Origin of the sequence: Aureispira sp. CCB-QB1 (genome assembly GCF_000724545.1) — a bacterium.
Lineage (GTDB): Bacteria > Bacteroidota > Bacteroidia > Chitinophagales > Saprospiraceae > Aureispira.
Map to the genome: position 1 here is coordinate 1 of NZ_JHBV01000165.1, position 3,864 is coordinate 3,864.

Genomic DNA, 3,864 nt, shown 5'->3' on the forward strand with positions numbered 1-3,864 from the left:
CAAGGTATCTACTGTTATCGTTAAGTTCCCTGTTGCACTACAACCATTACCATCTGTTCCTGTTACATTGTACGTTGTTGTTGCACTTGGTACAAAAGCAATTCCATCTACTGCTCCATTATCCCATACATAACTTGCCGCTCCTATTCCTGTTAAGGTGATTGACTCGCCTGAACACACTACTGTGTCTGTGCTGCTTGCCATTACCGTTGGTGAAGCAATTACTGTGAAATTTTGGGTTGCCGATACGGTACATCCTGATCCATTCGAATAAGTATAAGTCACCGTATGCGTTCCAATACCTGCTGAGATTGGAGAAAAACTAGTTCCTGTAACTCCTGATCCAGTAAATGTACCTCCTGTTGAATCAACGGTTAAAGCAATTGGTCCTTCGTTACTACAAAAAGTAGTTTGGTTATTAGTTATATTAACGGTCGGACATGGATAATCTGGTTCAAAATAATAAAAACCTCCATTGTACTCTCCTGCTAAAAATTCTAACACTCCATCATTATCAAAATCACCAAAAGCAGTTGTTGAAAATTGTCCAACATCAATCGTATCAAAAGGACTTTGAGTCATTAATACATAATTAGGCGTTGTAACGGTTCCTGTATTTTCATAAAATTCCACTCCTCCTGCATTATTTCCCAACATTAGATCAATATCTCCATCACCATCATAATCAATTAAATCAGGATGTAAAAATATACCACTTGTTAAACCATCAAAAGGATTCTGAGCACCTGCTCGCTCTACAAAAACAGGATTATTAGCGGTTCCAGTGTTCTCAAAGTACTGTAAAGAACCACTTCCTCCTACCATGTCCAAGTCTCCATCATTATCTATATCCGCAAAGCCCGTTCCTGGAAAATTGCCAAGTTGTGTCCTATCTAGAGGATTTAAAGGAGATGCACCACTGCTATTGCTAGTAAGACCTCCTCTTCGAGTAAAAATAGGACTGGTAACAGTTCCTGTATTTTCCCAAAAAATCACATCATCTACTTGGTAATTACTGTAATTTAATTTAGCAGAAGTAAAAGCATCAAAATCATTATCATTCCCTGATGCCAATCCATTTCCTTTGCTATATCTTTCATTTTAAGATATGCTTCTAATCCCTTCTGATAATTTTCTTTATACAAATAGGTGGTGGCTTTTCCTGAATATAAAGCCAACAACATTTGAGTATGTTGCTGTTTTTTTGCTTCGACAATGCCTTTGTTAATATAAAGAATGGCAGAATCTAGTTTACCAAGTTGAGCATAGTTTTCTCCAATTTCTAATAATGGTCTTGCATATCGAATTACATTAAGTTTGGGATTTCGAGACTTGCGATAAGCTTGCTCTCCCCAATATAAAGCCCCTTCATAATAGGTCTTAGCCAAGTCATATTTCTCTTGATAACTTCTTACCAATAGGTTATTGTAATAAAACTCTGACAACATCCAAATCGCTGTTTTTATCGTTTCTTGCTGTTTCGAGGTCAAATTATTATAATACTCAATGCCAGCGTCACCAATCTCAATAACCTTTTCTCCATCCTCTCCTAAACCATATTGATAAACAAATTGAATACATTGGAAAACCGACATTTGGATGCTATACAGACCTTCTTCATGTGCCTCCTTTCCTAAGATTAAAAGCTGTTCAATATGCGGGGCATACATCGTTGGATCTAAGCCATTAACATAGGGTTGGCTATCAAAAATAGCTTTTAGTTCTCTTGCAATTGCTAAATTAAGTTCACATCGTTTGGACGCTTCCTGCTCGCAAGCTTCCTCCAACATTCCTATATCTGTAGACTCTAGTATTTGGCAATGGTACCAAAAAACATTACTAAACAAAGAATCTCATGGTGCATCAAAGACAGAAGCCTTTGTCTGTGCATGAATTGAGGAACTTCCCTCAAAAAGTAATAAAATTGCGATAAAAAAAAATTGCCACTTCCCCATATTCAGCTATATTGATAATTAGTAGTTTCTCTCTTCTTAAGAAACTGATTAAATTTTATATTTACAAATAAATTTAGAATATTATAAGGGGACATTATGGTCCCTACCCTAAATTTAGTTTTTCAATGAAAAAATAAAAAGATTGCCACGAAATTACGCAACAATCTTTTTATTCAATTATTTTATCCTATCGGTTAAATGCCCCCCAAACAGTAGAAATTGCCCATACAACTTAGGTTTCCTTTAGAGAAAACTGCTCTATTTCCTGTTTAATTTTTCTCATCGTATTAGCAAAGGTACCAGCAAAAGCAGCTATTTTTTTGAAAGCTTAGTCCTTCTTTGAGGGTTTTAGTAGCCGATTTTGAAATGTATTTATGGTTTAACAAGTATACCATCAGATACGACAATGCGAGAAAACTTCAACAAAAAAGTCCCTTTTTTATGAGGGATCTTTCGTTGAAAAAATACTATTTTTTTAATTTTGACACAGCTTAGTGAAACCTTACCAACAAATGCTCTGTTCAATATCGTTCGTAATTACGATGACGAGTTTTGTATCAATTTTTCAAAGAACTTTTATCTGATGGTTAATTTTGTCCATCTACTTAAAGAGTTAATTTTGTTAATTAAATGTAAAAGCATAATACAAATATTTATTTTATCTATTTTATAATCTATTATTGTAAACAACTCTAATTTCTTAATCAACCCATAACCCAAAATTCCTCTCTATTGATATAATATTACTTCCAAAATTTTATTTACATTTTAAATATAAGACTATTTCTTTATATGAAGCAGTCTAATTCTATTATATTTAAGCTATTACTGTCAGTTATAGATAAGGGATACCTGTCCCCCATTTTGTCCTGATCATACAAAATTAAACCCCACAGGCGTTCAACTCACTTACGGAAAGTGAGCTAACTCAAATTTTTAAATTTTATTTTAGTTATGGAAAAACTAAGTTTAAATCAATTCGAAGAGCACAAAATTGATAGCCTTAATGCTATTAGAGGTGGTGCTGATGAAGGTACAGATACTCCTGGCGGAGACTATTTCTTTGGATATGGAAAGTCTACTTGTGATTATATTCAACCTAATAATGGTGGTTGTCTTTATCATTTTGAAGATGGCAGAAGTATTGAAGGAGAATGCCCATAATAGTAATTATCATGTAAAATAATCCAAATTTAAAGGTCGTATTTCTTTATGAAATACGGCTTTTACACCATCTAAATTCACTCCACATGAAATACTCATTAATCTATCTTCAACTTTTAATAATAGGTTGTAGTATTCCTAATAAAGCTATTACCCAAAAGTATGAAATAGAATATAAAAAAGAAGCAATACAACTATATTATCAATTTGTTCATAAAGCAGAATTAGCTTTAATAGATAATGAATTTCAAATTGCCCTTGATAACTATTTATTGGCAGAGCAAAAACGAACGCTTTTCATTAGAGATGCTCTTAATGCGTTAACTACTTCTATAGAGATTAAGAAATATGATGTTGCTATTAAGTTTGCAAAACAACTTATACTCAAAGGGCTTCCTTATACTTACTTTGAGAAAAAAGTATTTTTTCAAGATTTCATAGAAACTCAAGATTGGGCATCATTAAAAAATGCTCGAATCGAATCTAAAATTAACCTTCAATTAAGGAAAAAAATTGATTCCTTATGTAAAAGAGATCAAGAGTTTAGATCTGATTACGAGTTTTATATTGATACAATAATAGCTATTGATACCCTAATCAAATCTGAAGTTCTAAATATTTTTGCTACTCATGGTTATCCTAGTTCAGAGTTGACAGGAATCATTGCAGTATACCCCAAAATTAGGACCACTAGTTAAGTTCGCAAAAAAAGCTTAAATTAGTGCTTATGAAGAAAAGAAAATTC

4 protein-coding genes are annotated in these 3,864 nt (G+C 33.1%); 2 read left to right on the forward strand and 2 right to left on the reverse strand.

Translation table 11 applies throughout. The annotated features are described in order from the left end of the window. Window positions 1-1,074, reverse strand: a 1,074-nt coding sequence (locus CG11_RS28810; protein WP_197044011.1) for an FG-GAP-like repeat-containing protein, incomplete at its 3' end; no start/stop codon positions are given. Beyond that, window positions 1,023-1,847, reverse strand: coding sequence for a hypothetical protein (locus CG11_RS28815; RefSeq protein WP_156039970.1), 825 nt, complete (start codon window positions 1,845-1,847; stop codon window positions 1,023-1,025). The genes CG11_RS28810 and CG11_RS28815, both read right to left, overlap by 52 nt. A gap of 1,062 nt (window positions 1,848-2,909) precedes the next feature. Here CG11_RS28815 and CG11_RS28820 point away from each other — a divergent pair. Together CG11_RS28820 and CG11_RS28825 are read left to right on the forward strand one after the other, a co-directional pair. Further along, entirely contained in the window at window positions 2,910-3,119 is a 210-nt protein-coding gene (locus CG11_RS28820; protein WP_052600368.1) for a hypothetical protein, read from the forward strand. A gap of 86 nt (window positions 3,120-3,205) precedes the next feature. After that, window positions 3,206-3,817 carry a hypothetical protein gene (locus tag CG11_RS28825; protein WP_052600369.1) on the forward strand — a complete coding sequence of 204 codons (612 nt, stop codon included), beginning with the start codon at window positions 3,206-3,208 and terminating at the stop codon, window positions 3,815-3,817. The last annotated feature ends 47 nt before the right edge of the window (window positions 3,818-3,864 follow it).